The following is a 22,519-nucleotide window of genomic DNA, read 5'->3' as shown; positions in this document are numbered from 1 at the left end:
ATGCGCCTTGTTACCTACACTTTGGGCTCCAGCGGTGCCCGTCTCGGGGTCCTCGTTGACGGATTGGTCGTGGACGTCGAGCACCTCGGTGCGTCGCAAGGCTTTGCATGGCCGAGCGACATGCTGTCGCTCATCGACAACAGCGTGACACTGCTGCCGGCGCTCAGGGAATGCCTGGACAATACCAATGGACGCCTGCCGGCCGGCTCCGCCGTTCCGGTCGAGGACGTCAAGCTGCAGGCGCCGATCCCGCGTCCGCGAAAGAACATCTTCGGCATCGGGCTGAACTACCGCGCGCATGTGGCGGAATCCGCCAAGAGCCTGGATACGGACAAGGATCTGCCGAAGCAGCCGGTCGTCTTCTCCAAGCCGCCGACTTCCGTGATCGGCCCGGGCGCGGCGATCCAGCACAACGCGAAGATGACGCAGCAGCTCGACTGGGAGGTCGAGCTCGCCGTCATCATCGGCAAGACCGCGACGCGCATCGCGACCGAGAAAGCGATGGAGCACGTCTTCGGTTATTCGGTGATGATCGACATTTCCGCGCGCGACAATCGCCGCGCCGGCCAGTGGATCTTTTCCAAGGGCATGGACACCTATGCACCGTTCGGCCCGTGCATCGTCACCGCGGACGAAATTCCCGATCCGCATGACCTGCGGCTCTGGCTGACCAAGAACGGGGTCATGAAGCAGGACTCCAACACCAAATACATGATCTTCGACATCCCGGTGCTGATATCGGACATTTCGTCGGGCATGACGCTCGAGCCGGGCGACATCATCGCGACCGGAACGCCCGAAGGCGTCGGGGCCGGCATGAGCCCGCAGGAATGGCTGTGGCCGGGCGACGTGGTGGAAGCGGGGGTCGACGGCGTCGGTGTCATCAGGCACCCCGTTGTCGCGATCTGATGACGACGTTTTCGTTCGATCGCGAGCTGAGGTTCGGCGATTGCGATCCCTCGGGCATCGCGTACTTTCCGTCCTATCTGAACATCCTCAACGGCGTCGTCGAAGAGTTTTGGGCGGAGATCGGTTTTCCCTGGCCGGAATTGATCACGGTTCGGAAGATCGGAACGCCCACGGTGCATCTGACTTGCGACTTTTCCCGGCCGTCGATGTTCGGCGATCGCCTGACGTTCGGATTGCGCATCGCCCGGGTCGGCGGATCGTCGCTCCATCTGGAACATGTCGTCTCGGGCGCGAATGGCATGCGCTGGCGCGCCCGCCAGGTCGTTGCCGCGACCTCGCTGCTGGATCACCATGCGATCCCGTGGCCCGATGACATTCGCGCCGCGCTCATGGCGCACGTGAGCGAGGGCGAGGGCGCTGAGGCAACGCCGGCATGATCTCGCTCTTCATGACGTTCTCCGATCCTTCTGGTGAACGGTGGATTCGTTCCGACGAGGTTGCCGCCGTCGCTGAGCTGGTCGGATCGATCCCTGGGATGACCGAGGGCCTGCTGTTCACGCCGCTGCAACAGTCGGTCGATCATCCCTACAAAGCCGATGGCTCGGGCCCTGTGCTTGCGCTTCAACTGCGCTTTCCGACCTGCTCATATGCGAAGCGGCGATGGATCGCGGCGGCGTCTTGGCCAGCTTGGCGACAGGTGCCGGATTGTCAGGCCTCGCCGGATTGTACGTCACGCATCAGGTGATGGTGACGCGGTCATTCCCCGTCGATGTCGCCGAACATCCGGCAGGAACGACAACTCCGTGCAGTTACCTCGTGCACTATCCCGGCCCGGCCGAGGACATGAACGCCTGGAACCTGCATTATCTGGAGCACCACCCGGCGATCATGCGGACCTTCCCTGATGTCCGCCAGATCGAGATCTACACCCGCATCGATTGGGTCGACCGGCTGCCGTCGCAGCGGGTCGAGCACATGCAGCGCAACAAGCTGGTGTTCGACAGCCCGCAATCCCTCGCGCACGCGCTCGGCTCCGACGTGATCAAGCGCATGCGCGCGGACTTCGTGAAATTCCCGCCATTCGCTGGCGGCAACAAGCATTTTCCGATGCTGACGCGGGCCGTGCGGCCCCCGCGAGATCCGAGAGCACGGTGAGATCAAGTTGACGTGCCGCGTAGCGAGGCGCGAACCTCGTCGACGGTGCGCTTCGGGTCCTGGAGGTGAGGGTAGTGCCCGATGCCGGGAAGAAGCGCCAACTCGGCGTCGATCCTTGCGGCGAGCTCTATTCCCATCTCCTTCTTGATGTAGAGGTCCTTCTCGCCCCAAACCACCTTCACCGGGGTTTTGAGCCGGGCTAGTTGCGATTTGAAGTGGTCTTGGTCTCGCGTGAAGTGCGAGTAGTAGTGGGAGAACGCGTCTACGGTCGTCATCGCGCCGTGGCTCCATCCGTGGGACATGTCGTCCCTAAACTGCTGCGAAACTTCGAACTGCGCTTCCTTGGGCAAGCCTCTTGTGAAGATGTTTTCCAGGATCTCGTCGCGGTTGCTGTTCATGTTGGCGCGGACCTGCTCCATGGCAGGCCCCGCCTTCAGATTTTGCAGCTTCTCGGACATGAACTGCGGCCTGTTGAACGGGGCGAAGTCGCCAACGATGATTGTCCTTGCGATATCGGGTTTTTCCACCGCCAGCAGGAGTGCCGGTAGGGCCCCGATGTCCGTTGCGTAAATCGTGAGCCTCGACGTGTCGATGCCTGCTTTCACGATGTACTGATCCAGAACATGCGCGTAGTCCTTCGGCGCATAGGAGAACCTGTCGACCATTGGCCTCGATGAAAGACCGTAACCCGGCCAATCGAAAGCGTGGACTTCGTAGTCGTCGGCGAGGGCCTCGGCAATGTCCTTCCAGGCGGACAGGGTCTCCGGAAAGCCGTGCAGAAAGAGAACGGTCCCCTTCGGTCTCGGGTTACGCAGAACCACTCTTCTGAGCGTGATGTCTTCGTTGATCTCGAAGAAATCGATTGTTGTGTTGTTGATCCGGTATGACATGATCAGCGTCCTTTCGTCCCGTTATCCGATCAGCGTGCAGGCCAAGTTGATCTGGAGTCTGAAAGAAGCTCGGCAGAGAACTTCCCGGCGCCTCCTGGGGCTTACGTCCCGAGTGCTGCCTGTGGCGTGTTCCGAAAGCTGATCGCCATGCGATTGTAGGCGTTCATCAGGCCAATCGCGATCGTGAGGTCCACGAGTTCTCGCTCGTCGAACACGGCGCGGGCGTCCTGATAGGCTTCATCCGGCACGCCGGTATCCGCGACGCGCGTCACCGTTTCGGCCCACGCAAGGGCGGCGCGTTCACGCTCGTCGAAGAGGGCGCCGGCTTCCTTCCACGCCTGCACCAGCGCGATCTTTTCGATCTTCACTCCCTTCTTGAGCAGGTCACGGGTGTGCGTATCGAGGCAGTACGCGCAATTGTTAATCTGGGAAATTCGCAGGTAGACCAGCTCGACCAGCGTAGGGGAAAGGCCGCTCTGCATGACGTAGCCACGGACACCGCCCAGCGCTTTCACGCCTGCCGGTGCAATCTGATTGTAGTCGAGACGCTGACTCATGTTTTGTTCCTTGGTGATGAATTCTGCTCGATGGAGATCATTTCGTGCTCCCTTGGTTTGGGCAGAATGTTCAGATCTATTTGCGCAGCGGCCGGAAGCCTACGCGAACCTCTTGCGTGAAAAGCTGCGGCTGTTCCCAGGCCGCAAAGTGTCCGCCTTTGTCGACCTTGTTGTAGTGGATGAGCTTGTGGTAGGCCCGCTCGGTCCAACTGCGCGGAGCCTGGTAGATTTCGCCGGGAAAGACGCTCACGGCGGTGGGAATCGAGATGTTGACCGCGTTCAGCGCGCTCATTCCCTTGTTTTCCCAGTAGAAGCGGGCCGCCGAGATCGCGGTGTTCGTCAGCCAGTAGAGCGTGATGTCGTCGAGGACGTCGTCGCGGGTCACGGCGCCGGCTGGATGCCCGTTGACGGTGCGTCCGAGCACGGCCGAAGTGATCGCCGCCGCCGGCTGCGCGTCACCGTCGCCGTGATCGAGAATCCACGCGGCCAGGCCGACCGGCGAATCCGCCAATCCGTAGAGTGTCTGCGGCCGGGTCGCCATCATGGCGGCGTAGGCAAAATGCTTGGCGCGGAAATCCTTCACCTGGTCGAAGGCGTGTTGCTCGTCGGCCGAGAGACCGGAGGGTGCCTCACCGCTCTGCAGCGCCTTGGTGATCTCCGGCGGAATCGTGCCGGGGAAGTTGGTGTGGATGCCCAGCAGTTCCGGCGGCGCCTGCTCAGCCATCGCATTGGAAATGAGGGCGCCGATGTCGCCGCCCTGCGCGACAAAGCGTGCGTAGCCAAGGCGCTTCATCAGCGCGACCCAGGCGCGCGCGACGCGGGCAGGGCCCCAGCCGCTGGTGGTTGGCTTGCCCGAAAACCCGTAACCGGGAACTGACGGGATCACGACATGGAAGGCGTCCGGTGCGCTCGCGCCGTACGCCGTGGGATTGGTGAGGGGATCGATGATCTTCAATTGCTCGATGATCGAGCCTGGCCATCCATGCGTGACGATGAGCGGCAGCGCATCTTCGTGCTTCGAACGAACGTGAATGAAATGAATGTCCAGCCCGTCGATCTCTGTGATGAACTGCGGCAGGGCGTTCAGCTTTACCTCGATCTTTCGCCAGTCGTAGTCCGTCGCCCAATAGCGCGCGAGGTCCCGGAGGATCGCAAGCTGCACGCCCTGCGATTCGTCGGCGACTGTTTCCTGCTCCGGCCACCTCGTCGCGTTGATGCGTCTGCGCAGATCGATCAGCGCCTCTTCTGGAACGTCGATCCGGAAGGGGCGGATTTCGTCAGCTGTGGCCGCCGGCGCCGGGTGCGCGGGGAAAAGGCTCGCGGCGGCCGCCGCGGCCATTCCCACCGCGGCGGAACGCAAGAGCTGGCGCCGGTCCGGGTTGATGACTTCAGAAACTGATTGCGCACGCATTGGGACTCTCCCTCACTCTTTCGGTTGGGTGACGTCGCAGCCGCGGCTCAGACCGGGAGCGGCTGGCCGGCCTGCTCACGGGCGATGTAGTCGGCGTACCAGTCCGGCCAGTTCGCATCGTACTGACCGCCGTTCCGCTTCTCGTGCTCGCCGTGTGCCGCGGACGCACGCCGGAGCGCGCTCGCAAGCTCGGTCGAGGAGGTGAATGTCGTGTCTGCTGCCTCGACGCGTCCCGGCAATCGCGTGGTCACCTCCTGGAACAGCCAGCCGTTGCCGTCGGGATCGTGGAACGAAACGTACGAACGATAGCTGCGGTGCGCGGGCTCCGCACCACCAATCCGACGTCGCCCGAACAGATAGGGTTCGTCCGGGCCGGTGTGCACGTCGCCTCCGGCGTGGAAGACCTCGCTGACCTCGACGCCGCGATCGCGCAGATCGTTTCGCGCAGCTTCGATGTCGGAGACGACCAGGTACAGGCCCTGGGCGGAGCCGGGTGCCGCCGCGGTGACGTTCTTGCCGAAAATGACCGAGGAGGGGGAGCCGGGCGGCGTGAATTGGATCACGCGGTAATCATCAGGCCCCGCGAAATCGGCATCGAGCCTCCATCCGAGGTTTGCATAGAACTCCTTGGCACGATCGACGTCGGAGACGGGGATCACGACGACTTCGAGCTTCATGTCGATCGTTGGTGCTCTGGTGGTCTTGTTTGCATTTGTGACTGGCATGGTTCTCTCCTAATTTATCCCGTATACGATATAATCGGGTGCGAGTCATAAAGTGCCGCCAGGCTCTGATGTCAACCCTTTCGATTTAATCGGATGCGATATATATGCATGCGAGACCCCACATGTCTGTGTCTGAAAGGGCGTCCACAATGAGCCTTACGAACGGTCTCAGAGCCGATTCCAAAGATAATTCAATAGACAATCAGAACCAGGAACCGGCCGCGGGCGACCGGAGCCTCGCTGATTTCCTGTGCTTCGCGATCTATTCGGCCAACCTCGCCTACGGGCGGGCCTACCGGCAGGGCCTCGAGGAGCTCGGCCTGACCTACCCGCAATGGATCGCCATCGTGGCGCTGTGGGAGCAAGATGACCAGACCGTGAGTGAACTCGGCGACAGGATGTTCCTGGAATCCAACACCCTGACGCCGATACTAAAAAAACTCGAGGGGATGGGCTATTTGCGCCGCCAGCGCGATCCCGCCGACGAGCGGCAGGTGCGCGTCAGCCTCACCGACGCCGGCCGACGCCTGCGCGAGAAAGGCATGCACATGAATCTCGTGAAGTCGAGCGGGCTCAAGCAGGATGATTTCGCGCGGCTGCAGAAAAGCGTCGTCACGCTCCGCGACAATTTGATCAAGGCGACGAAGGACGAGTGACAGGCCCTCTCCCTGTGAATCGGTCAGGGATCTGGACGTCAAGCGGGCAGGGCGTCACCTGCGTCCGAACAGTCCTCCCAGCACGCCGCCGATCAGTCCACCGGGACCGCCCCCACTGTGCTGATGGTGCGCACCCGCGCGACGGCGGGCCGAACGGTCGTCATCGGATTTATCGCTGCCGCTGAAGCTGGCATGCGCCGCCGAGGCGGACTCGGTCAGTAGCGCCTGATGTTGCAGCGGATTCAGGAAGCCAGTCCTGGGATAGCCGCGTGCCGCCTGCCAGCGCGTGATGACGGCGCGGGTCGACACGTCGAACCGTCCGTTGACCTTGGTGTCGAAACCGAGACCGGTCAGCCGGCGCTGCACGTCGCGACGCTTTCCCTTGTTGAGGCCGATCTGATCTTCGGTTTCCTGAGTTGCCTCACCGGCAACGATCGCCGGATCGATGGATGCGATCAGTTCGCGGTCGGTCGTGCTCGGACCGGCTGCGGCAGCATTTGCACCGAGGAGAATTCCCAAGAAAATTCCCAAGACTGATAACGCGAGGATGAAGACGCGCAATGGCATATCCTTCGCTGATCTTGAGTCTCGCAATGATTTCGCGTTGAACACCTGTATCGGCTCAAATGCGCCGCTGTGACACTCGAATTTCGGGTGGTGTCTAAATCAAAGGTCAACTCCGGGTTCCGTCGCTGGCAACTGTTACAGGAGGCACTTGTTCCTTGGCGGGCGTAGCTTGTTACACGGAATTGCGTCGGGACTGCCCGACAGGCGCTTGGCTAACGACCTCGGCACGTTGGGATGCGCACAGGCGGTCATCCGTTCTGGCGCACATTTCGGACCCACGTCGACATCGCGGCACTTCCGGAAAGAGTCCAACAGCGGATGCTCGGGATTTGGGCTGCCGCCAAGTCGCGCCTGCTTGCGAGAGTTCACGGTCAATTTCGTCCGCCGGTTGCACGGATGGTCGATCTGGTATAGTTTCGTGTTAATTCGAGCTTTTGCTTTTTTACCTGTGACTTTTTACTTACCGGATATCGGTAATGATTTACCAGAACGTCGACAGAATTGCTGTCGGTATGCGTTTCAGGATGAGCAAGCTTGGTGCCGTTCGATGCCCGGAGCTTGCTGACCGGAGCGGCATCGTCATTGACGTGAGCCGTCGTACCACGGGCCTCACCGTGCTGTTCGATGGCGCCCGAAGACCAACTTGCCTGCACAGAGATTTCATATCGCCCATCTCGGATGGGGAGGTCGCCGCACCTTCCATCGCTTCAGACGAATGAGGGTCCGTGAAGTTTTCAAAACCGCGCGAATGGTCTAGGCACGACGCGCAGCGATTGACGGCTCTTGCGCGTCAGAAAACCTGCGCCGGAGACATCGCCCGGGAGCTTGATCGCCATGTCACTTCAGTAAGAAAGAAGGCACGCGAACTCGGCTTGCTACTCCCGAAGCGGGCCGTCGTCTCGCAAGTACGTGGGAAGTGAAATCATTCAATGTGGCGCATCGCGCGCCACCGCCGGGATGATGGCATCATGCCCCTGTCTTGCCCGACGGGTCAAACGATTTCGAAAAAACAGCAGTCCCTGCACCGGGCCATCAAGCCATTGATATCGCTGTCCCCGGCTACTGTGCATGGGGTTGTTTTTCGACTTCTTGTTGTGCGGCCTGCAAGAGCCGGCCCTAGTGTCCGCCGAGATAGGCCGTGATCAGCCGGGGATCATGGATGAGATCCTTGGCGGGGCCTGACTGCACCACCTCGCCGGTTTCGAGAACGTAGCCGTAGTCGGCCGTCTCCAGCGCGGCGCGCGCGTTCTGCTCGACCAGCAGGATCGACACGCCGAGGTCGCGCAGCGACGCGATGGTGCCGGACATCCTCCCGATATCGTTGCCCTGAAACACCAGGCGGCCGCGCGATGCGAGCAGCCCGATGGCGGCCATCAGCAGCGTGGTCTTGCCGGCGCCATTCGGGCCGATGACGGTGACGATCTGCCCTTCCTCGACCGACAGCGAGACGTTGCGGACCGCTTCGACATTGTCGTAGCAGACGGTCACGTCGGTCATCGAAAACATCTCGCTCACGCGACGCCTCCAAGATAGGCCTCTTGAACCCGCTCGTCGCTGCGGATCGCCGCTGGAGCGCCTTCGCAGAGCTTTGAGCCGAAATCGAGCACCACGATGCGGTCGACCAACGACATCACGAACTCCATGTCGTGCTCGACGATCAGGATGGTCAGGTGGTCCGACCGCAGCGACCTGAGCAGCTCCGCAAGCCGCAGCTTCTCCTGGCGGCGAAGGCCGGCCGCCGGCTCGTCCAGCACCAGCAGCGCCGGGTCCGCGGCGAGCGCACGGGCGATCTCCAGGATGCGCTGATTGCCGAGCGGCAGATTGCCCGCGAGCTCGAACGGTTTTTCGCCGAGCCCGACGCGCTCGAGCTGCATCAGGGCCTCGTGCCGCGCGCTGGCCTCCTCGCGCTGGTTGAGGCGGAAGGCGCTGGCGAACAGGCCGGTGCTGGTGCGGGCGTAGGTGCCGAGCATCACGTTTTCGAGCAGGCTCATGCGCGGCCGCAGCTTCACATGCTGGAAGGTCCGCGCGATCCCGGCCTTGACGATGCGGGATTGCGCGTCGCGCGTGATGGGGCGTCCCGCAAAGACGATCTCGCCCTTGTTGACCCGCAGCGCGCCGGTCAGGCAATTGAACATCGTGCTCTTGCCGGCGCCGTTCGGGCCGATGACGGCGAGGATCTCGCCGGACCGCACCTCGAAGCTGACATTGTTGACGGCGACGAGGCCGCCGAACCGCCGCTCGGCACCATCGACCTTCAGAAGCAGTTCGCCCGGGGTCGGCTGCGCGCGGCGGGGCAGGGACGGCGCCGGCAGCGGCCGATCGCGCCGGACCTTCGGCAGAAAGCGCGCAACGAACGGCACGATGCCCTGCCGCGCCCATTGCAGGAACAGGATGAACAATGCGGAGAAGGCGACGATCTCGAGCTGACCGGAGGCGCCCTTGGCGATCAGTGGCAGATAGTCCTGCACGCTGTTCTTGAGCAGGGTGACGACGGCGGCACCGACGACGCCGCCGAGAAGGCTGCCGGCGCCGCCGACCATCGACATCATCAGATATTCGATGCCCATGCCGGCATCGAACGGGCCGGGGCTGATGAACCGGCTCATATGGGCGTAGAGCCACCCTGAGAGCGAGGCCAGGAAGGGCGCGATCACGAAGGTCACGAGCTTGATCTGGAAGGCGTTGATGCCGAGGCTCTCGACCAGCGTATTGCCACCGCGGAGCGCGCGCATGGCGCGGCCGAGCCGCGAGTCCAGCAAATTATATCCGAGCAGCAGGACGGCGGCGACGATGCCCCAGATCAGGAAATAGATCTGCGCGCTCGAGACCAGCGCGATCGATCCGATGCTGATCGGCGGGATCGACGAGATGCCGTTGAAGCGGCCGAGCCCCTCGACATTGCCGAACAGGAAGCCGATCGCGAGGCCCCATGCGACGGTCGAGAGCGAGAGGAAATGGCCCTGAAGCCGCAAGGTGACGACGCCGAGGATGGACGCCACCGAGCAGGTCAGCGCCACGCCGAACAGGAGGCCGAGCCACGGGGAGTACCCGTTCAGCGCGGAGACCCAGGCCGTTGCATAGGCCGCGACGCCGACGAACGCGGCCTGGCCGAACGACACGATGCCGCCGACACCGGTGAGCAGGGCAAGGCCGATGGCGACCAGCGAATAGATGCCGATGTAGTTCATCAGCGTGATGCTGAACGGACTGAGCACGAAGGGGGCCACCGCCAGACACACCAGCGCCGCCATTGCCGCAAGCTGAATTTGGAAGCGCGTCATTCCTCGATCTCCTCCTCGGAATGCAGCGAGGCGAGCGATCGCCAGATCAGGATCGGGATCAGAAGCGAGAACACGATGACGTCCTTCAGCGCGCTGCTCTCGAAGGATGCGAAGCTTTCGAGAATACCGACGCCGACGGCGCCGATCGCCGCGCCGGGATAGCTGGTCATGCCGCCGACGATGGCGCCGACGAAGGCCTTGAGGCCGATCAGGAAGCCGGAATCGTAGAACACGGTGTTGACCGGTGCGATCAGGATGCCCGATACGCCGGCCATCAGCGAGCCCAGCAGATAGGCGATCGTGCCGGCGCGGGCTGGCCGTATTCCCATCAGGCGGGAGCCGGTCCGGTTCACGGCGGTGGCGCGCAGCGATTTTCCGACCAGCGTGAAGTCGAAGAAGAGGAATAGCAGGCCACTGAAGACGAGGGCTGCGATCACGATCAGCATGGTCTGGCCCGAGACCAGCACGCCGGCGAACTCGGCCGACAACGACGTCAGCGGTTCGGTTCTGACGCCTTCAGGTCCGAAGAACAGCAGCCCCAGGCCCACCAGCGCGAAATGCAGCGCGACCGAGACCGTCAGGAGCAACAACACCGTTCCGTCCGCGATGGGGCGGAAGACGATCCGATCCAGCAGCGGAGCGATCGGCGTGATCAGCATCAAGGCAAGCACGAGCCTGACGGCGAGCGGAGGATCGGCGCGCATCGTCAGCCAGGCGAGGCCAACCACGGCCACCGGAAGCGCGAGGTAGAAGAAGAGCGCGCGCGGCAGCAGCCGGGTTTCGCCGGCGCGTACCAGCGAGATGATCTCGATCAGGGTCGCAAGGCAGGCCAGGATGACCACCAGCGCCCCCGTGCCCGGAAAGCGCTTCGCATCGAGGGCCGCCAGCGTCAGCGCGGTGAACGCGGCGATGTCGCCGAAGGGAATGAAGATGACCCTGGTCACCGTGAAGATGAGGACGGTCCCGATCGCCACCAGCGCATAGACTGCGCCGGTGGCGATCCCGTCGATCGCAAGAATGGCTGCGATGTCACTCGTCATTGAGACGTCGTTCCCCCGTTCTGACTGTCTGCCGCCTTCCGACTACGGCGCGTACTTCCAGGCACCGCCGGTCAGCCGCACCACGACGAGCGCGCGTTCGTCGACGCCGGTCACCGCACCGGGCTTGAAGTTGTAGACGGCATGCACGCCCGGCAGCTCCTTGGTGCTGAGGATCGCGTCCCGCAACGCAGCGCGGAATTCCGCCGTTCCGGGCTTGGCGGTCTTGAGCGCGCGCTCGGCGGCGTTGGCGAAGATCAGCCAGGCGTCGAAGGAGTAGGCGGAGAAGCCGTCCGTGGTCGGGATGTTATGGGTCTTCTGGTAGACGCTGCGGAAATCCAGCGCGATCTTCTTGGCAAAGTGCTCGTCGGGAAGCTGCTCGGCGACGATCACGGGACCCGCGGAGACCTGAATGCCGTCGGCCGCCTTGCCGCCGACGTTGACGAAGTCCGGATTGACCAGCGCGACGGTACCGTAGGTGTTTCCCTTGAAGCCGCGTTCGGCGAGGCTGAGCAGAGGCAGCGCGCCCTGGGTGCCCGAGCCGCCGTCCAGCACGGCGTCCGGCCGCGCCGCAAGCACCTTCAGGGTTTGCGCGGTGACCGAGGTGTCGGTGCGGGCATAGCGCTCGTTGGTCTGGACCTTGATGTCGCCGGCGGCTTCGGCGGCCTTGGCGCCGTTGTAGACGAGGTCGCCCCACGCGTCGGAGAAGCCGATATAGCCGATGTTCTTCATGCCGTCGCGCTTCATGCGGTCGGCGACGATCTTGACGAGGAGTGAAGCCGGCTGCGGCACCGACACCACCCACTGCTCCGGCGTATCAGGCAATTTGGCGATCGGCGAGACCGCGATCATCGGCACCTTCAGCTCGCTCGCCACGGCCGCCATGGCGATGGTCGAGGGGGCCGTCGCGGTGCCGATCAGGAGGTCGACTTTCTCTTCCTCCACCAGCTTGCGCGCATTGCGGGTCGCGGCCGACGGGTCGGAGCCGTCGTCGAGCTGGATCAGGCGAATGGTCTCGCCGTTGATGGTCTTCTTGTATTCATAGGCGGCGTTGATGCCCCGCCCATAGGGGATTCCGATCGACGAGCCGTTGCCGCTGAGCGAGGTGACGAAGCCGATCGTGATGTCGGCCTGCGCAGCCGGGGCTGCGAAGACGCCGGCGACAAGTGCAAGTAGGCTCAGAGTCTTGCGCATTTGCGTTCTCCTCCGTTGATGCTGGATAGGAATGCCTTGATGCCGCCGCGCGGGGAGCCCGAACGACGAACGAACCGATTGAAAGCATTGCTGCAGCGCCAAATTCCGGGCGCGGCCGAAGAGAGTTTGCTCGGGCGGGCGTCAGCAGCCATGGCCCTGGTTGCCGTTCGAACAACGAGCCCATCGGCGAATGCGGGCGGGCTTTTTCTGAAGCAATGAAAGGTCGTTGGCCCTGCCGCGATGCGCGACCGGCGGTGCTGCTGCCGGCTGTTCGAGCACGGCGACTGTCCACACGATCGAGTCTCTCAAAATCGGTGCCCTGCAACATCATTGTCATGGCCACCGGTCCTTGACCGGCGAGGAATTACTTAAAGCCTAAAGTATTATCGGTAGGGCCGTCAACACGTGTCACGGTGCTGTCAGAAAAAAATGTCGTTGCATACAATTTCGCCAGAGCGCGGCGCTTCTTTGCCATTCGATTGGACGAAAAGGCCGTGCCTGCCTTGCCGTAGCGGTGGCCGTCGCCGGCGCCGCGGCGTGCATTTGACGCGCGAATTAGTTTATGATTGAAATATATTCATCGGCAGCCGACGACCGATCCTCCGATCACCGCTTGAGGAGAAGGACGATGCGCATCTTCTGGCAGAGCTTCGTTGATGCGAGCGTGAACGCGCCCTACATGGCGCGGCTGTCGGAGTACCTCAACAACATCGCCGCATCCGGCACGACAGTTCATGTCGAGGGCATTACGCCGCCGGACCGCGAGTTCGGGCGGCTTGCGGAATTGCGCTGTGCCGTCCAGGCGATCGACAATGGCATCGCGGCCGAGGAGGGCGGGTTCGACGCCTTCGTCATGGGGCACTTCCAGGATCCGGGTCTCTACGAGCTGCGCTCGACGCTCGACATTCCCGTGATCGGGACCGGCGAGGCGACGTTGCTGGCGGCCTCGCAGCTCGGCCGGCGATTAGGCCTTGTGACGCTCGATCCTGTCTTCGAGGTCTGGCATTACGAGCAGGCCGAGCGCTATGGTCTCGGCGATCGCGTGGTCCACGTGACGGGCCTTGGCTGCAAGCCGGCGGATTTCGCCGATGCGTTCGCCGGAGATCAGGCCGCGCAAGCCCGCATGATCGCGGATTTTGTCGCCTGCGCACGTCCGCTGGTCGAGCGCGGCGCCGACGTCGTGATCCCCGCCGGTGTGCTGCCGGGCCTCCTGATCGGCAGGGAGCATGGCCTGAAGGTCGGCCACGCGCCCGTGGTCAACTGCGCGGCCGTGGCCCTGAAGAGTGCGGAGATGTGGGTGCAGCTCCGGAAGCTCAATGGCACCGAGCCCAGCCGCGGGCCGAGCTTCAAGCGGGCCAGCGCACAGGCGCGCGACGATTTTCGCGCACTTCTCGCCCGCAACAGCCGCCAGTCCCGGTGAACCAGCCTTGGAGAACCAGCCATGATGACTCCCGAAAAGATCCTGTACGAGACCGAGGTGACAGCGACCGGAGGTCGGGATGGCAAGGCCGCCAGCACTGACGATCGGCTGTCGGTCTTGCTGTCCGTGCCGAAATCGCTGGGCGGCCCCGGCGGCGAGGGCACCAATCCCGAGCAGCTCTTTGCGGCCGGCTATGCCGCGTGCTTTCTCGGTGCGGTCAAGCTGGTCGCGCGCACCCGCAAGGTCGCGCCATCCGCCGAGCCCTCGGTGACCGCGAAGGTTGCAATGGGGCCGGTCCCCGTCGGATATGCGCTCGCCGTTGAACTGAAAGTCAACCTGCCGGGTGTCGAGAAATCTGTGGCCGAAGAGGTCGTCGCCGGCGCGCACGAGCGTTGCCCCTATTCGAACGCAACCCGCGGCAATATTGCCGTGAAACTGACGGTGGTCTCAGGCGGATGAACGAGGCGGGCGCTCGGTGACCAATTCCTTACGCACACCGTACGACGGCGTCGTGATTGCGGCTCCCGTCACGATTCCCTATGTGCGCTACTCCATCGAAAGCGCGCAGTGGTGGATCGGCCGTGCGCTCAGCGCTCTCTTCGCGCAGGCCGGCATCAAAGCCTCCGACATCGACGGTCTGTGCGTCTCCAGCTTCACCATGGGGACTGACAGCGGGATCGGATTGACGCAGCACTTCGGGCTCTGCGTGCGATGGCTGGATACGATCCCGCTCGGCGGCGCCAGCGCGGTCGCGGGATTGCGAAAGGCGGCGCGCGCGGTTCAGGCCCATGACGCCGACATCGTGGCGTGCGTGGCGGGTGACACCAACCACGTCGATTCCTTCCGGCTGACGCTCGAGAATTTCTCGCGCTTCAACCAGGATGCCGTCTATCCCTATGGCGCGGGCGGCGCCAATGCGAGCTTCGCGCTGATCGCGCGCAACTATATGCGCACCTTCGGCGTCACGCGGGAGGATGTCGGCAGGATCGCGGTCGCCCAGCGCGCCAATGCGCTGCGCAACCCGCACGCATTGATGAAGGCACCGTTGACGCTCGAACAGTATCTCGCGGCCCGGCCGATCTCCGATCCGATCCACCTGTTCGACTGCGTGATGCCCTGCGCCGGCGCGGAAGCGTTCCTCGTCATGCGCGAAGATACCGCGGCATCGCTGGGGCTGCCTGCGGCGCGACTGCTGTCGACGATCGAGCGGCACAATGCCTTCGCCGACGATCCGATGCAGGTGCGCGGCGGCTGGGCGATGGACATCGGCGAACTCTATGCGATGGCCGGCGTGAAGCCTGATGATCTCGATGTCGTGCAGACCTATGACGACTATCCCGTCATCACGATGATGCAGTTCGAGGATCTCGGCTTCTGCAAGAAGGGGGAGGGGGCCGAGTTCGTGCGCCAGCACGATCTCACCATCGATGGCGACTTTCCGCACAACACCTCGGGCGGACAACTCTCGGCCGGGCAGGCCGGCGCGGCCGGCGCCTATCTCGGCCTCGTCGAAGGGCTGCGGCAGGTTCTGGGGACTGCAGGCTCCACCCAGGTCAGGAATGCGAACCTCGCCTTGGCCTCGGGGTTCGGTATGATCAATTACGACCGCGGTCTCGCCTCGGGCGCCGCGATCTTTGCAGGGCCGTCGCGATGATAGAGCCGATCAAGCCGCCCCGGCGCAAGAACCCGCTGCTGCGGACGCGGCTGCCTGCTTCGCCACCGCGACCGCGCAGCAGGACGTCGCATGGGTTCACGCGGGCAGCCGCCGAAGGCCGCTTCATGCTGCAGCAGTGTGATGCCTGCGGTGCCTTCGCCTATCCCGCGCGGGAGGCTTGTCCGTCTTGCCTGTCGGCCAACCTCGCGTTCGCCGATGCGCCACGACGAGGCGTCCTTCTCGCGGAAACGACGGCACGCGTGCCGAGCGACGTCTATTTCCGCGAACGGGCGCCCTGGCGCATCGGCCTCGTCAAGATGGACTGCGGTCCGACGATCGTCGCACATCTCCATGCCGACGCCGCGGAGGGCGCGCCCGTCCGCATGTCGTTTCAACTCGACAAGAGCGGCCAGGCGGTGGCTTTTGCCCATCCCGAGGGGGAGACTCCCAACATGGCAGACGACAAGCAGTGGCGGGAAATGACGGCCGATCCGAAATTCCGGCGCGTGCTCGTGACCAACGGCCGCAGCGTGATAGGCCAGGAAGCCGTCGCCGCATTGAAGGCGGCAGGCGCCAAGACGGTCTTTGTCGGTGTTGCCGAACCATGGCGGCCTTTCGCCGGCGAGAATCTGCTGCGCGGTCAGGACGGGATCGAAATCGTGACCCTTGATGCGGCCGACGAGAAATCCGCAGCTGATCTCGCCGCCGACATCGGCGGCAAGGTCGATATCCTCGTCAACACGACGGAATATGTGCGGCCGGGCGGCCTGCTCGACCGCAGGGGCACGAGCATCGCACGGGACGAGATCGACCAGGCCTATCTCGGCTTCATCAACCTCGCGCAGGCCTTTGGCCCCGGCATGCGGATGCGGGGAGCCGATGGCATCAATGCACGGCGCGGGTCGCTACGGCCTGCAATGCCTGTGCAACCTGGATCAGCTTCCGGCCACCGGGGCTGTCATCGTCGCCTCGCCGCTGAAGATCCAGAACGGCTCCGGCAGTCCGCTTCGCGTCATCGCGCTGGTTTGGTCAACCTGAACTGAATCCATGGCTTGCCAATCGGAACAAGACATTCTCACGAAGGACAGGTGCCATGAACTTGATCAAGAGTCTGCTGGCCTCCACTGCGTTGCTTCTTGCCGTCCCGCACATTGCGCAAGCCGATATTCTCGTCGGTTTCGTCACCGGTCTCAGCGGACCGGTATCCTCGATCGGCATTCCGAACGCGAAGGGGATCGCGGCGGGCCAGGCCTATGTCGGTGAGATCGGCGGCGAGAAGGTGCGGGTCATCCAGCTCGATGACGGCTCCGATCCGACGTCGTCGGCGCGCAATGCCCGCAAACTCGTCGAGCAGGAAAAAGTCGATGTCCTCATTGGCACGTCCGGTGCGCCCCAGACGCTCGCAATGGCGACTGCGGCTATCGAGATGAAGATTCCGATGATCGCGGTGTCCCCGATCGCGCCGGTGCCGCCGGGCGAGGGCGGTCCCTGGGTCGTGCAGACGCCGCAACCGACGCCGCTGCTGTTGCAGGGCATCGTCGACAACATGAAGGCGAAGGGATTGAAGAGCGTCGCCTTCATCGGCTTCTCCGACGCGTTAGGTGACCTCTTCTACGATTCCCTGGTGCAGGCCGCCAAGTCGGCGGACATCAAGGTGATCGCCAATGAGCGCTACGCGCGTTCGGACTCTTCGGTCACGGCCCAGGTGCTGCGCGCGATCGCCGCGCATCCCGATGCGATCATGCTGGGTGGAACGGGAACGCCCGGTGCGCTGCCGGTCATCGCGCTGTCCGAGCGCGGCTACAAGGGGCCGCTCTACGGCAATCACGGCATGATCAGTGCCGATTTCCTCCGTCTTGCCGGCAAGGCCGCCAACGGCATCATCTGTCCGACCGGACCGGTGACCGCGGCGGAGCAGCTTCCCGCCAGCAATCCGATTCAGAAGGTTGCGCTGGATTTCCGTGCGGCCTTCGAGAAGGCCAACGGCGAGGCGCCGACGGATTCATTCTCGTCCTATTCCTTCGACGGCTGGCTGGTGTTCGCCGATGCCGCCAAGCGTGCGATGGCAACCGGCGCCAAGCCCGGCTCGCCGGAATTTCGGACCGCGCTTCGTCAGGCGCTGTTCACGACCAAGGAGGTCGTGGGGACGCAGGGCGTCTACACCTACACGCCGGCTGATCGGCATGGCGTCGACGATCGCTCGCGCATCCTGGTCCAGATCGAGGACGGCAAATACAAGCTGTTGCCCTGAGGCGGACGCATGATCGTGGCGGAAAACGAGGGGCCGGCGAACGCCGGCGCAGCGGCCGGACGGGAGAACGCGACGCCGGCCTGGGCGCGCGCGGTGACGTCGTTTCCACCGTCGGAGCGGATCCTTTCCACCATCCTCACGCGGCAGGCGGAACGCTATGGCGATCGCGTCCTGCTGGTCGCGGGCGAGACGCGCTGGACCTTTGCGCAGACCGCGGCGATCGCGGCCGCGGCGGCCCAGGCGCTCGTCAATGCGGGGATCAAGCCGGGCGATCGGGTCGCGCTGATGTGTTCGAACCGTCCGGAGTTTTTACAGGTCTACCTTGGCTGTGCGTGGCTCGGGGCCATCGCGGTCCCGATCAATACAGCGCTCCGCGGCTTCCAGCTCTCCCACATCTTCCGCAACTCGCGTCCCGCGCTCCTTGTCGTCGAGGCTCAGTTCGTTGCCGCGATCGAGAGTGTCGAGGCAGGTGTCGAGCTGCCGCCTCGGACCTGGATCGTCGGAGCTGCCGGCGGGGCGGTCGATGCCGGGCTTTCCGCGTTGCCATTGCCGGCTCTCGGAGCCGCGGCCCCGGCGGGCGCCGTGCGCCCCGGCGACACCGTTGCGATCCTCTACACATCGGGCACGACGGGGCCTGCAAAGGGTGTGTGCTGCCCGCAGGCGCAACTGTTCTGGTGGGGCATCTATTCGGCGCGGGCGCTTGGCGTTCGCGAGGGCGATGTGCTGTTCACGACGCTGCCTTTGTTTCACACCAACGCGCTGAATGCGTTCTACCAGGCGCTCCTGAACGGATGCACCTACGTGCTGGAGCCGAAGTTCTCCGCCTCCGGCTTCTGGGCCGCCGCGCAACGGCACAATGCGACGGTCGGCTATCTGCTCGGTGCGATGGCGTCGATGCTTCTGGCGCAGCCGAAGAATCCGAACGATTCGGCGCATCGTCTTCGCGTTGCGCTTGGCGGCGGCGTGCCGCCGCAAATCCACGCGCCGTTCCTCGAGCGATTTGGCGTGCCGCTGGTCGACGGCTATGGCTCGACCGAGACCAATTTCGTGTTTGCAGGAACGATCCCATCCGATCGTCCAGGGACGATGGGCTATCTCGCCAACGGGATCGAGGCGCGGATCGTCGACGAAAATGATTCAGCGCTTGCTGACGGACAGGCCGGGGAGCTGCTGCTTCGCGCAAAAGAGCCCTTTGCTTTCGCCACCGGCTATTTCGGCATGCCGGAGAAGACGGTCGAGGCGTGGCGAAATCTGTGGTTTCACTCGGGCGATCGGGTCGTCCGGGATGCTGACGGACACTATCGCTTCATTGACCGCATGAAGGATTCGATCCGCAGGCGCGGCGAGAACGTATCATCCTGGGAGGTCGAGCAGACCATCCAGTCCCATCCCGCGGTCGCCGCTTGCGCGATCTACCCGCTGCCGTCGGAGCTGGGTGAGGACGAGGTTGCGGCTGCGATCCTGCTGGAGCCGGGCCAATCGCTGGGGCCCGTCGACATCGTCAGGCATTGCGAAGGGCAGATCGCCTATTTCGCCATCCCGCGCTATGTGCGCATTCTGAGCCAGATGCCGCTGACGGAGAACGGCAAGATCAAGAAGGGCGCGCTGCGTGACGCCGGCGTCACCGCGGATACGTGGGATCGCGAGGCGGCCGGAGTAAGATTGCGACGCTGACTGTCGCGTCAGCTCAGGGTTTTTGCAGCGCGTCCCTGACGGCGCCCTTGAGGTCGTCGAGCTCGCCGATCAATCCGTCGAACCGGTCCGCCGGGAAATCCGCCAGCAGCTCGGCGAGCCATGCGCCGTGGCTCTTGGCCATTCGCCTGAAGGTCTTGCGGCCTTCGACCGTCATACAGACGATCTGCACGCGGCGGTCGAGGTTCGACGCCGTGCGGGTGATGTATCCATCCGCGACCAGGCGGTCCACGATCGGCGTGAGGTTCCCGGCCGAGACCATCAGGCGCTTGGGCAGCTCTCCCAGCACGAGTCCGCTCGGCTCGCGGTCGAGCTGGGCGAGAACATCGAAGCGGGGCATGGTAAAATCGAACTCTTCACGGAACCGGCGCCGCAGCTCCCCCTCGATCAGGGTCGTGCAGGCGAGCAGCCGGAGCCAGACTCGCGTTTGAGCCCTGTACTCGGCCTCCTGATCCGCTCCATTCCTGGCTGAAACAGGCGTGGACTCCTTCGCGAGCGCCAATCGAATCTCCCGGGCTTGGTGGCCTGATGAAAGCTGGTGCAGCTCCCGTGGATGCCCGCAAGATAGTTCGTGCCAAAAGTAAATTCAAGGCTGAGCCCGGGTGCCTCGGAATTGGCTCTGCCGTGTCCACTTTGCATTGTTTCTCAAGATCGGCGCGGTGGCGCCGGGCGCGTCGCCCAGGCTCCTTGCAGAACCCACCTTGACAAGGCCCATGCCGACAAAATACTTTATGCTTAAAATAATTCGAGCGAGAGCTCAGGCACACGGCGCGGCGCGCGAAAGCGAGGGATCATGCGCATAGTCTGTATCGGCGGCGGCCCGGCGGGTCTCTATCTGGGCCTGCTGATGAAGCGCCGGCATCCGGAGCACGTCATCACGGTCGTCGAGCGCAACAAGCCCTACGATACGTTCGGCTGGGGAGTCGTGTTCTCCGATGCCATGATGACCGCGATGCGCCTTGCCGACCCCGAGAGCGCGACCGAGATCGAGGACGCCTTCAATCACTGGGACGATATCGAGCTCGTCTTCAAGGGCACGCGCCAGCGCACGACCGGCCATGGCTTCATCGGTATCGGGCGCAAGCATCTGCTCAATATTCTTCAGAGGCGCTGCGAGGTGCTGGGTGTCGAGCTCGTCTTCGAGCGCGACGTCGAGTCCGATCTCGAATTTCCCGAGGCCGACCTGATCGTCGCCTGCGACGGCGTCAATTCCAGAATCCGCGCGCGCTATGCCGAGCAATTCCAGCCCGACATGGTGATCCGGCCGAACCGCTACATCTGGCTCGGCACCAAGAAGGCGTTCGACGCCTTCACGTTCGATTTTCAGAGGACCGAGCACGGCTGGTTCCAGGCGCACATCTACAAGTTTGACGCGGAGACCTCGACCTTCATCGTCGAGACCACGGAAGAAGCCTACAATGCCCACGGGCTTGGCGAGCTCGATCAGCAGGCCTCGATCGATTTCTGCGAAAAGATCTTCGCCGAGACGCTCGATGGCGCGAAGCTCCTGACCAACGCCCGCCATCTGCGCGGCTCGGCCTGGCTCAATTTCAGCCGCCTGATCTGCGGCAAATGGAGCGTGTTCAACGGCAAGTCTCATGTCGTGCTGATGGGAGACGCCGCGCACACCGCGCATTTCGCGATCGGGTCGGGCACCAAGCTCGCGCTCGACGACGCCATCGAGCTCGCCAATCAGTTCGATCGCCACGGTCACGGCCGCGCCGGCATCGAAACCGTGCTGGAAGCGTATGAGGAGGTGCGCCGCGTCGACGTGGCGCGCATCCAGAACGCGGCGCGCAACGCCATGGAATGGTTTGAGGTGGTCGGCCGGCGCTATGCCGATACGCTCGAGCCGCCGCAATTCTTCTATTCGATGCTGACGCGCTCCCAGCGCATCAGCCACGAAAACCTTCGTTTGCGCGACCGCACCTGGCTGGAAGGTTTTGAGCGCTGGTTCGCCGCGCGCTCGGGCATCGCTGTCAAGGACGGCGAGCGGGTGCTGCCGCCGATGCTGACGCCGCACCGCGTGCGCGGCCTTTCGCTCGCGAACCGCATCATGGTGTCGCCAATGGCGATGTATTCGGCTGAGGACGGGCTCATCAACGACTTCCACATCGCCCATCTCGGCGCGCGCGCCATGGGTGGCGCTGCGCTGATCTTTGCCGAGATGACCTGCGTTTCGCCGGATGCGCGGATCACGCCGGGTTGCCTCGGGCTCTGGAACGATGCGCAAGAGGCGCAGTGGCGCCGACTGGTTGGCCTGATCCACAGCCTGGGACACGCCAAGGTCGGAATCCAGCTCGGCCATGCCGGGCGCAAGGGCGCGACCAGAGTGCCATGGGAAGGGATCGATCAACCCCTTGAATCCGGTGAATGGCCTCTGATCTCCGCGTCGGCCTTGCCGTATCTGCCCCACAGCCAGTTGCCGCGCGCCATGGACCGCGGCGACATGGACCGCGTGCGCGACGATTTCGTCGCGGCAACACATCGTGCGGCGTCGGCCGGCGTCGAGTGGCTCGAGCTCCATTGCGCCCACGGCTATCTGCTGTCGAGCTTCCTGTCGCCGCTGACCAACCGGCGCACGGACGAATACGGTGGCAGCCACGAGAACCGTGCGCGCTTTCCGCTCGAGGTGTTCAAGGCGATGCGCGCGGCGTGGCCGTCCGATCGGCCGATGTCGGTGCGCCTGTCCTGCCATGACTGGACCGAAGGCGGCAACATTCCGGCCGATGCGGCGATCTTCGCCGCGATGTTCAAGGAGGCGGGTGCGGACGTGATCGATTGTTCGTCGGGGCAGGTCTGGAAGGAAGAGCGGCCGATCTATGGACGCCTGTTCCAGACGCCGTTCGCCGACCTGATCCGCAACGAAGTCGGCATCGAGACCATTGCAGTCGGCGCGATCTCCGAGGCCGATCACGCCAACTCGATCCTCGCGGCCGGCCGCGCCGACCTCTGCGCCATTGCGCGGCCGCATCTGGCCGACCCGGCCTGGACGTTGCACGAAGCCGCGCGCATCGGCATCACGTCGGTCAATTGGCCGAAGCAGTATCTGTCCGCCAAGGGGCAATACGAAAGCAATCTGGCGCGCGCCGCGGCAGCTAGCGCGCAGTGAGCGGAGGA

General features: G+C 63.8%; 21 protein-coding genes and 2 pseudogenes. 13 read left to right on the top strand and 10 right to left on the bottom strand.

The annotated features are described in order from the left end of the window. The 3 genes from ACFLEY_RS29325 to ACFLEY_RS29315 all read left to right on the top strand — a co-directional run bounded on the left by ACFLEY_RS29325 (position 1) and on the right by ACFLEY_RS29315 (position 2,064). Complete coding sequence (locus tag ACFLEY_RS29325) at positions 1-909, top strand: fumarylacetoacetate hydrolase family protein (protein ID WP_011086197.1); 909 nt, start codon at positions 1-3, stop codon at positions 907-909. Continuing rightward, positions 909-1,346, top strand: coding sequence for a thioesterase family protein (locus tag ACFLEY_RS29320; RefSeq protein WP_011086198.1), 438 nt, complete (start codon positions 909-911; stop codon positions 1,344-1,346). The genes ACFLEY_RS29325 and ACFLEY_RS29320 overlap by 1 nt, the downstream gene beginning before the upstream one ends. Before the next feature lie 223 nt (positions 1,347-1,569). After that, the gene (locus ACFLEY_RS29315; RefSeq protein ID WP_396604270.1) at positions 1,570-2,064 is read left to right on the top strand and encodes a hypothetical protein; all 495 of its coding nucleotides are present in this window, start codon (positions 1,570-1,572) and stop codon (positions 2,062-2,064) included. Between the two features lie 2 nt (positions 2,065-2,066). Here the strand turns inward: ACFLEY_RS29315 and ACFLEY_RS29310 are convergent, their stop codons facing one another. From ACFLEY_RS29310 to ACFLEY_RS29295, 4 genes are all read right to left on the bottom strand, one after another. After that, a complete protein-coding gene (locus ACFLEY_RS29310) occupies positions 2,067-2,954 on the bottom strand; it encodes an alpha/beta fold hydrolase (RefSeq protein ID WP_060911380.1) in 888 nt (295 codons plus the stop codon). A gap of 101 nt (positions 2,955-3,055) precedes the next feature. Then, positions 3,056-3,511 (bottom strand): carboxymuconolactone decarboxylase family protein, encoded by a 456-nt coding sequence (locus tag ACFLEY_RS29305; RefSeq protein ID WP_011086201.1) that lies wholly within the window; start codon positions 3,509-3,511, stop codon positions 3,056-3,058. Positions 3,512-3,587: 76 nt separating this feature from the next. Continuing rightward, on the bottom strand, positions 3,588-4,922 hold the full coding sequence (locus ACFLEY_RS29300; RefSeq protein WP_060911381.1) for an epoxide hydrolase family protein: 1,335 nt from the start codon (positions 4,920-4,922) through the stop codon (positions 3,588-3,590). A gap of 47 nt (positions 4,923-4,969) precedes the next feature. Beyond that, complete coding sequence (locus tag ACFLEY_RS29295) at positions 4,970-5,647, bottom strand: VOC family protein (RefSeq protein WP_028172004.1); 678 nt, start codon at positions 5,645-5,647, stop codon at positions 4,970-4,972. Positions 5,648-5,796: 149 nt separating this feature from the next. Here ACFLEY_RS29295 and ACFLEY_RS29290 point away from each other — a divergent pair, with 149 nt between their 5' ends. Then, positions 5,797-6,303 (top strand): MarR family winged helix-turn-helix transcriptional regulator, encoded by a 507-nt coding sequence (locus ACFLEY_RS29290; RefSeq protein ID WP_249162839.1) that lies wholly within the window; start codon positions 5,797-5,799, stop codon positions 6,301-6,303. Between the two features lie 54 nt (positions 6,304-6,357). On the opposite strand, the gene ACFLEY_RS29285 is transcribed toward ACFLEY_RS29290, so the two are convergent. After that, complete coding sequence (locus tag ACFLEY_RS29285) at positions 6,358-6,864, bottom strand: peptidoglycan-binding domain-containing protein (protein WP_060913021.1); 507 nt, start codon at positions 6,862-6,864, stop codon at positions 6,358-6,360. Between the two features lie 482 nt (positions 6,865-7,346). Here ACFLEY_RS29285 and ACFLEY_RS29280 point away from each other — a divergent pair, with 482 nt between their 5' ends. Next, positions 7,347-7,589, top strand: a complete 243-nt coding sequence (locus tag ACFLEY_RS29280) for a hypothetical protein (protein ID WP_060911382.1) — start codon at positions 7,347-7,349, stop codon at positions 7,587-7,589. A 397-nt stretch (positions 7,590-7,986) separates the two neighbouring features. On the opposite strand, the gene ACFLEY_RS29275 is transcribed toward ACFLEY_RS29280, so the two are convergent. Genes ACFLEY_RS29275 through ACFLEY_RS29260 form a run of 4 tightly spaced genes read right to left on the bottom strand, consistent with a single transcriptional unit; the run spans position 7,987 to position 12,382 of the window. Further along, positions 7,987-8,385 (bottom strand): ATP-binding cassette domain-containing protein, encoded by a 399-nt coding sequence (locus ACFLEY_RS29275; RefSeq protein ID WP_060911383.1) that lies wholly within the window; start codon positions 8,383-8,385, stop codon positions 7,987-7,989. Then, positions 8,382-10,151 (bottom strand): ATP-binding cassette domain-containing protein, encoded by a 1,770-nt coding sequence (locus ACFLEY_RS29270; RefSeq protein WP_060911384.1) that lies wholly within the window; start codon positions 10,149-10,151, stop codon positions 8,382-8,384. The genes ACFLEY_RS29275 and ACFLEY_RS29270 overlap by 4 nt, the downstream gene beginning before the upstream one ends. Then, the gene (locus ACFLEY_RS29265; RefSeq protein WP_060911385.1) at positions 10,148-11,191 is read right to left on the bottom strand and encodes a branched-chain amino acid ABC transporter permease; all 1,044 of its coding nucleotides are present in this window, start codon (positions 11,189-11,191) and stop codon (positions 10,148-10,150) included. Before ACFLEY_RS29265 ends, ACFLEY_RS29270 begins: the two co-directional genes overlap by 4 nt. Positions 11,192-11,233: 42 nt before the next feature. Beyond that, positions 11,234-12,382: an ABC transporter substrate-binding protein gene (locus ACFLEY_RS29260; RefSeq protein WP_060911386.1), complete on the bottom strand. Its 1,149-nt coding sequence runs from the start codon at positions 12,380-12,382 to the stop codon at positions 11,234-11,236. A 628-nt stretch (positions 12,383-13,010) separates the two neighbouring features. On the opposite strand from ACFLEY_RS29260, the gene ACFLEY_RS29255 reads away from it, so the two are divergent. The 7 genes and pseudogenes from ACFLEY_RS29255 (at position 13,011) to ACFLEY_RS29225 (ending at position 19,381) form a co-directional block, all read left to right on the top strand. Beyond that, positions 13,011-13,802: an aspartate/glutamate racemase family protein gene (locus ACFLEY_RS29255; protein ID WP_060911387.1), complete on the top strand. Its 792-nt coding sequence runs from the start codon at positions 13,011-13,013 to the stop codon at positions 13,800-13,802. Between the two features lie 21 nt (positions 13,803-13,823). Then, positions 13,824-14,261, top strand: coding sequence for an organic hydroperoxide resistance protein (locus ACFLEY_RS29250; RefSeq protein ID WP_060911388.1), 438 nt, complete (start codon positions 13,824-13,826; stop codon positions 14,259-14,261). 16 nt (positions 14,262-14,277) lie between these two features. Next, on the top strand, positions 14,278-15,456 hold the full coding sequence (locus ACFLEY_RS29245; RefSeq protein WP_060911389.1) for a thiolase family protein: 1,179 nt from the start codon (positions 14,278-14,280) through the stop codon (positions 15,454-15,456). After that, positions 15,453-15,791, top strand: a pseudogene (locus ACFLEY_RS29240) (Zn-ribbon domain-containing OB-fold protein); the annotation flags it as partial. The gene ACFLEY_RS29245 and the pseudogene ACFLEY_RS29240, both read left to right, overlap by 4 nt. A gap of 553 nt (positions 15,792-16,344) precedes the next feature. Continuing rightward, positions 16,345-16,494 (top strand): annotated as a pseudogene (locus ACFLEY_RS29235) (cyclase family protein); the annotation flags it as partial. Between the two features lie 55 nt (positions 16,495-16,549). Beyond that, on the top strand, positions 16,550-17,707 hold the full coding sequence (locus tag ACFLEY_RS29230) for an ABC transporter substrate-binding protein (protein ID WP_060911390.1): 1,158 nt from the start codon (positions 16,550-16,552) through the stop codon (positions 17,705-17,707). A gap of 9 nt (positions 17,708-17,716) precedes the next feature. Beyond that, positions 17,717-19,381 (top strand): ATP-dependent acyl-CoA ligase, encoded by a 1,665-nt coding sequence (locus ACFLEY_RS29225; protein WP_060911391.1) that lies wholly within the window; start codon positions 17,717-17,719, stop codon positions 19,379-19,381. A 13-nt stretch (positions 19,382-19,394) separates the two neighbouring features. Here ACFLEY_RS29225 and ACFLEY_RS29220 read toward each other — a convergent pair whose 3' ends face one another. Next, on the bottom strand, positions 19,395-19,901 hold the full coding sequence (locus tag ACFLEY_RS29220) for a MarR family winged helix-turn-helix transcriptional regulator (protein WP_011086218.1): 507 nt from the start codon (positions 19,899-19,901) through the stop codon (positions 19,395-19,397). A gap of 291 nt (positions 19,902-20,192) precedes the next feature. On the opposite strand from ACFLEY_RS29220, the gene ACFLEY_RS29215 reads away from it, so the two are divergent. Further along, positions 20,193-22,511, top strand: coding sequence for a bifunctional salicylyl-CoA 5-hydroxylase/oxidoreductase (locus ACFLEY_RS29215; RefSeq protein ID WP_060911392.1), 2,319 nt, complete (start codon positions 20,193-20,195; stop codon positions 22,509-22,511). Positions 22,512-22,519 lie beyond the last annotated feature (8 nt).

Origin of the sequence: Bradyrhizobium sp. YCK136, from assembly GCF_044570075.1 — a bacterium.
GTDB lineage: Bacteria > Pseudomonadota > Alphaproteobacteria > Rhizobiales > Xanthobacteraceae > Bradyrhizobium > Bradyrhizobium diazoefficiens.
Note: the sequence above shows the minus strand (reverse complement) of the source record. Positions and strands in the feature narration are given on the sequence as shown.

What these genes read in the sequence shown, in the direction of transcription:
- ACFLEY_RS29325 (WP_011086197.1), top strand. Translation starts at nt 1, where the DNA reads ATGCGCCTTGTTACCTACACTTTGGGCTCCAGCGGTGCCCGTCTCGGG.
- ACFLEY_RS29320 (WP_011086198.1), top strand. Translation starts at nt 909, where the DNA reads ATGACGACGTTTTCGTTCGATCGCGAGCTGAGGTTCGGCGATTGCGAT.
- ACFLEY_RS29315 (WP_396604270.1), top strand. Translation starts at nt 1,570, where the DNA reads ATGGATCGCGGCGGCGTCTTGGCCAGCTTGGCGACAGGTGCCGGATTG.
- ACFLEY_RS29310 (WP_060911380.1), bottom strand. Translation starts at nt 2,954, where the DNA reads ATGTCATACCGGATCAACAACACAACAATCGATTTCTTCGAGATCAAC.
- ACFLEY_RS29305 (WP_011086201.1), bottom strand. Translation starts at nt 3,511, where the DNA reads ATGAGTCAGCGTCTCGACTACAATCAGATTGCACCGGCAGGCGTGAAA.
- ACFLEY_RS29300 (WP_060911381.1), bottom strand. Translation starts at nt 4,922, where the DNA reads ATGCGTGCGCAATCAGTTTCTGAAGTCATCAACCCGGACCGGCGCCAG.
- ACFLEY_RS29295 (WP_028172004.1), bottom strand. Translation starts at nt 5,647, where the DNA reads ATGCCAGTCACAAATGCAAACAAGACCACCAGAGCACCAACGATCGAC.
- ACFLEY_RS29290 (WP_249162839.1), top strand. Translation starts at nt 5,797, where the DNA reads ATGAGCCTTACGAACGGTCTCAGAGCCGATTCCAAAGATAATTCAATA.
- ACFLEY_RS29280 (WP_060911382.1), top strand. Translation starts at nt 7,347, where the DNA reads ATGATTTACCAGAACGTCGACAGAATTGCTGTCGGTATGCGTTTCAGG.
- ACFLEY_RS29270 (WP_060911384.1), bottom strand. Translation starts at nt 10,151, where the DNA reads ATGACGCGCTTCCAAATTCAGCTTGCGGCAATGGCGGCGCTGGTGTGT.
- ACFLEY_RS29265 (WP_060911385.1), bottom strand. Translation starts at nt 11,191, where the DNA reads ATGACGAGTGACATCGCAGCCATTCTTGCGATCGACGGGATCGCCACC.
- ACFLEY_RS29260 (WP_060911386.1), bottom strand. Translation starts at nt 12,382, where the DNA reads ATGCGCAAGACTCTGAGCCTACTTGCACTTGTCGCCGGCGTCTTCGCA.
- ACFLEY_RS29255 (WP_060911387.1), top strand. Translation starts at nt 13,011, where the DNA reads ATGCGCATCTTCTGGCAGAGCTTCGTTGATGCGAGCGTGAACGCGCCC.
- ACFLEY_RS29250 (WP_060911388.1), top strand. Translation starts at nt 13,824, where the DNA reads ATGATGACTCCCGAAAAGATCCTGTACGAGACCGAGGTGACAGCGACC.
- ACFLEY_RS29230 (WP_060911390.1), top strand. Translation starts at nt 16,550, where the DNA reads ATGAACTTGATCAAGAGTCTGCTGGCCTCCACTGCGTTGCTTCTTGCC.
- ACFLEY_RS29225 (WP_060911391.1), top strand. Translation starts at nt 17,717, where the DNA reads ATGATCGTGGCGGAAAACGAGGGGCCGGCGAACGCCGGCGCAGCGGCC.
- ACFLEY_RS29215 (WP_060911392.1), top strand. Translation starts at nt 20,193, where the DNA reads ATGCGCATAGTCTGTATCGGCGGCGGCCCGGCGGGTCTCTATCTGGGC.